This window comes from Mangrovibacterium sp. (assembly GCF_059905295.1).
Genome location: NZ_JBZQJF010000039.1, coordinates 1 through 4,929, shown reverse-complemented (window position 1 = coordinate 4,929; position 4,929 = coordinate 1). Strand labels below are relative to the sequence as shown.

5 protein-coding genes are annotated in these 4,929 nt (G+C 44.6%); 4 read left to right on the top strand and 1 reads right to left on the bottom strand.

What is annotated here, in order from left to right; translation table 11 throughout:
- Nucleotides 1-14 precede the first annotated feature (14 nt).
- Nucleotides 15-107, top strand: coding sequence for a hypothetical protein (locus AC37HE_RS02430; RefSeq protein WP_500781184.1), 93 nt, complete (start codon nt 15-17; stop codon nt 105-107).
- A 192-nt stretch (nt 108-299) separates the two neighbouring features.
- Nucleotides 300-1,574 carry a serine--tRNA ligase gene (serS, locus tag AC37HE_RS02425; RefSeq protein WP_500781183.1) on the top strand — a complete coding sequence of 425 codons (1,275 nt, stop codon included), beginning with the start codon at nt 300-302 and terminating at the stop codon, nt 1,572-1,574.
- Between the two features lie 803 nt (nt 1,575-2,377).
- Here serS and AC37HE_RS02420 read toward each other — a convergent pair.
- On the bottom strand, nt 2,378-2,809 hold the full coding sequence (locus AC37HE_RS02420; RefSeq protein WP_500781182.1) for an FKBP-type peptidyl-prolyl cis-trans isomerase: 432 nt from the start codon (nt 2,807-2,809) through the stop codon (nt 2,378-2,380).
- Between the two features lie 424 nt (nt 2,810-3,233).
- Between AC37HE_RS02420 and AC37HE_RS02415 the strand changes: the two genes are divergently transcribed.
- On the top strand, nt 3,234-4,247 hold the full coding sequence (locus AC37HE_RS02415) for a glutamine synthetase beta-grasp domain-containing protein (protein ID WP_500781181.1): 1,014 nt from the start codon (nt 3,234-3,236) through the stop codon (nt 4,245-4,247).
- Nucleotides 4,248-4,712: 465 nt separating this feature from the next.
- The coding region (locus AC37HE_RS02410; protein WP_500781180.1) for a hypothetical protein at nt 4,713-4,929 on the top strand (217 nt) is incomplete at its 3' end.

Below are 4,929 nucleotides of genomic sequence, written 5' to 3'. Positions count from 1 at the left end.
GAAAAGATCATACTTTGTTTGCCCTGATTGATGGTACTGTTGTTTTCAAAAAGAAAAGAGACAACAAATCGTATGTGTCTGTTGAACCCGTAGTGGCAGCAAACTAAGACGATATTAAAATACGCATTGAGAATCTCCTGTCTTGTTTGAGGCAGGAGATTTTTTATTTTATACATTTGCCAAGCAAAATAAAAACGATCGTTTTCAAGGTTTTCGTGGTTGTCAATAGTTGTCCTTTTTCTGAAGTTAAGGCAGCTGGATAATTGCGGTAACCAAGACAACAAAAAAATCAGTGTCCTATGCTCAACTTACGATTTATCCAGGAAAACCCGGAATTGGTAATTGAAAAATTGAAAAAGAAAAATTTCGATGCCAGCCAAATTGTTGGTCAAATCATCGATCTGTATAAAACAAAGAATGAAATTCAGGCCAAGGCAGACCAAATGAAAGCCGAAATGAATAAGCTTTCCAAGGAGATTGGTCAATTGTTCCGTGAAGGGAAACAAGCTGAAGCGAATGTGGCCAAAGAGCGTACTTCGGAACTGAAGGACAGCATTAAGCAGCTGGATGAAGATTTTGCTAAAATCGACAGTCAGGTGTTTGAATTGCAGGTGTTGTTACCCAATATTCCTGCTGAGATTGTTCCTGCCGGAAAAGCAGCAGAGGATAACGAAGTTGTAAAACAGGAAGGTGACGTGCCGGATTTGAGTGAAAGTAAATTGCCACACTGGGAGTTGGCTTCAAAATACGATCTGATAGATTTTGAACTTGGGGTGAAGATTACCGGCGCTGGTTTCCCCGTTTATAAAGGTAAAGGATCACGCCTGCAACGTGCGTTGATTAATTTCTTTTTGAATGAAGCCGAAAAGGCCGGCTATTTGGAGATTCAACCACCGCTGATGGTGAACGAGGATAGTGGCTTTGGTACCGGGCAGTTGCCTGACAAGGAAGGGCAGATGTATCACGCAACCGAAGATAACCTGTACCTGATCCCGACTGCCGAGGTACCGGTTACCAACCTTTACCGCGATGTGATTGTTGACGCAAAGGACTTGCCGATTAAAAATACAGCTTACAGTGCCTGTTTCCGTCGCGAAGCCGGCTCGTACGGAAAAGACGTTCGCGGGTTGAACCGTCTGCACCAGTTCGATAAAGTTGAGATTGTACAGGTCGCTCATCCTGATAAGAGTTATGAAATTCTCGATCAGATGGTCGCTCATGTTGAAAGCCTGGTACAAAAGCTTGGCTTACCATACCGCATCCTGCGTTTGTGTGGGGGCGATATGAGCTTTACTTCAGCGCTGACTTACGACTTCGAAGTGTATTCTGCAGCTCAGGAGAAATGGTTGGAAGTAAGTTCTGTTTCAAACTTTGAATCCTTCCAGGCTAACCGCCTTAAGTTGCGTTACCGCGACGAGCAAACTAAAAAACCGGTTATTGCCCACACCCTGAATGGTAGTGCTCTGGCCTTGCCGCGTATTGTGGCTGCCTTGCTCGAGAATAACCAAACAGCTGACGGTATTAAAGTACCTGAAGTTTTGGTTCCGTTCTGTGGTTTCGATATGATTAAATAATATGCGATATATAATAATAGTATTGCGAAAGGCTGTCCTTGGTGGGCAGCCTTTCTTGTTCTGAAAGTCTAGTCTCGTTTTGCTTTTGTATCCGGATGACCTACCCTGGCCCTCCCTTGCAAGGGAGGGAAATTCCGACTTGGTCGGAATGGGAGGGTGCGTCTGATTCAAAAGAATCCACTTTCATTCCTGTTGGTGATTTCAGGGAATTGGGTCTGTTTTGTTCTGAACCGGTTGCCGGTGTCTCGCCGGAGTAGCTCGTTTTTGCGGTCGGGTTTCGTAGCCGCCAAACTGTGGCAGCTTTCCCGAGGGTCCATTTCATTGCCGCCGACGGGAGGCAGTGTTCCCGATAGTCGGTTTTGCTGCCGCTGACGTATTTTGTCATTCCGGAGGATCGATTTCGTAGCCGCCAAATTGTGGCAGCTTTTTCGAGGGGCGATTTCTTTGCCGCTGCCGGGAGTCTACATTCCCGATGGTCGGTTTTGCTACCGCTGACGTGTTTCGTCGTTCCGAAGGCTTGGATTTGTAGCCGCCGACGGGAGGCCGCTTCTCCGAGGCTCAGTTTCCTCCAAAAAGTAAAAGGTCGTGATACCGGAGGGTCGGATTTGCCGTCCCAAGTGCCGGTTCATGGTTTCCAAGGGTCGGATTCATTGTCCCGAGTGTCGGTTCATGGTTTCCAAGGCTCGGATTCGTTGTCCCAAGTGTCGGTTCATGGTTTCCGAGGCTCGGGTAGGTCGAAAAAGTAAACGCCCGGGGTTTCGGAGGGGCTCACCAAGCTTTAGTCGCGGACATTCATTGTTGTACTAGCGAATTTCCACCAGCCGGATGTCGAAAGCCAGCACGGCAAAGGGCGGAATCTTGTTGGAGGTTCCTTTGCGGCCCCATGCCAGGTCGGCCGGAACCCAGAATTTGTAGCGGCTGCCAAGGCTCATTAGCCGGAGCCCTTCCTGCAAGCCTTCAATCATCTCGTTCATGGCGACCTCATCAGGCTTGTTTTGCCGGTAGGTATCTTCCAGTACTTTCCCGTCCAGCAATTGTGCTCGTTGGTGAATCAGCACTGTTGACCATTCGTCGGGTTTGTCGCCCTCAGTTTGCTCAACAATTAAATACTGAAGGCCACTTGCTGTTTCAACAACTCCTTCTTTATGCCGGTTCTGCTCCAAAAAATCTTCACCCATTTTGCGATGATGACCAGCTGCTCCCTTGTTCTTTGTTTTTGATTCTCGCTTTGCCAAATTGCTTGTTGTTTTTTGTCCTGCGAACAAAAATATTGAAATATAGGCAAGCAAAAAAGCAAATAGTCCCCGTGCTTGTTTCGAAGGGATCAAAATGCCTGTAACTGGCTTAAAATCCCTGATTAATGCGGATGACAAAGGTTTCGTTTTTGGCTGCGGTCGATAGCAACAGGGGGTATTGCCTGAAAAGGATGAAATTTTTTTAAACCTCTTTGGTGTTTGCCGTATCAGGTACAGAATAAATTTATAATTTTGGGGTCATACCCCGTCAAAATAAAGGCTGAATCTCAAATCAAATTTAATATGAATTTATTATTAACTTTTGTCTGGAAGTTAATTTATAATTTATAGTTTTGTCATTCTGTTCTATTTTTGACGATAAATTTTAAGAAAAATAAATCATTAACTTATAATTTGTAACACGATGAAATCAAAATTGGAGTATATCTGGCTAGATGGATACAAGCCAACTCAGACTTTAAGAGCTAAGACAATGATGTCGAAAGATGGTTTTGATGGAAAACTGGAAGACCTTAAAATGTGGTCATTCGACGGTTCTTCAACAGAACAAGCAGAAGGTGGTAGCTCAGACTGTTTATTGAAACCAGTTGCATGTTATCCTGATGTTACTCGTAAGGATGCTTACGTTGTTATGTGTGAAGTTTTAAATGCAGACGGTACTCCTCACGAATCTAATGGTCGTGCTACGATCTCACAAGACGATGATGATTTCTGGTTTGGTTTCGAGCAAGAATATTTCTTGATGGATATGGATACAAACTTGCCATTGGGCTTCCCGGCTAACGGTTATCCAGGACCTCAAGGACCTTACTATTGCGGTGTAGGTGCTAAAGCTGCTTACGGTCGCGAAATCGTTGAAGAACACTTCGATGTTTGTTTAGCTGCTGGTTTGAACGTTGAAGGTATCAACGCTGAGGTTGCTGCCGGACAATGGGAATTCCAAATCTTCGCTAAAGGAGCGCACGACGCAGGTGACCAAATTTGGGTTGCTCGTTACTTCCTGGAAAAAGTTTCTGAAAAATATGGCGTATATGTAGACTGGCATCCGAAACCACTGGGTAAAGACCTAGACTGGAACGGTTCAGGTATGCACGCTAACTTCTCTAACGGATTGATGCGTACTTGTGGTGATAAGAAAGTATTCGAAGCTATTTGTGAAGAATTCGGTAAGCACATCGAAGAGCACATTTCAGTTTACGGTGCTGGTAACGACCAACGTTTGACTGGTAAGCACGAAACTGCTTCTATTACTGACTTCAGCTATGGTGTTTCTGACCGTGGTTCTTCAATCCGTATCCCTGTTGGTACTGTTGAAGATGGCTGGAAAGGTCGTTTGGAAGACCGTCGTCCTGCTTCTAACGGTGATCCTTACAAAATTGCTGCTGTTATCATTAGCACAACAAACAAGGCCTTATAATTCACCTGATATAATATTTCGAAAAGCTGTCCGATTGTTCGGGCAGCTTTTTTTTTCTAAAAGTCCCTGCTGAGTTCCAAGTTCCAGGTTTCAAGTTTCGAGTTGCGGCTATAGGACCCTTGTGGAGGTCTGGGGCTACTGCATGTTGCTGGTTACTGGTTGCACTTTACCTAATCGATAATCCTGAATGTTGAGAGTTGCGGTCATAGGTACTCTTGTGGAAACCAGGAGCTGCTGCTTATTACTGGTTTCTGGTTGCTCTTCTCTCAATCGCTAATCGCTAATCGGCAATCAATAATCGTTAACCTTTCAAGTTTCACGATAACCCGGCAACTCTTGATAACAATAGCAACAAGATATGAGAGCGCGAAGTAGCGAAGTAGTGCGCATGCAAGTTGGATCTCTCTGTATTCTCTGTTGTAAAACCGGGCGAATAATGATTATTTTTGCCCAAATTTTTTGGCTATGACTCGCGTAAAATTCCCGGTAAAAAAAGAATTGTTCCAGGAGACAACACACTCACCCGCGTTAGTGGATATTGTTGGTCCTGAACTAGTGAAGGATGTTATTGACTTTTGCTTTATTGCCAACCCGTATTATCCAACAGCGGAGATGATGGATGATTTACTGCAAAAGATTCCTGAAATTATTAAGGCTTATCCTTCCAGTAATCCGCGCATCG

Coding starts and splice junctions, on each gene's coding strand:
- serS (WP_500781183.1), top strand. CDS start 300: ATGCTCAACTTACGATTTATCCAGGAAAACCCGGAATTGGTAATTGAA.
- AC37HE_RS02415 (WP_500781181.1), top strand. CDS start 3,234: ATGAAATCAAAATTGGAGTATATCTGGCTAGATGGATACAAGCCAACT.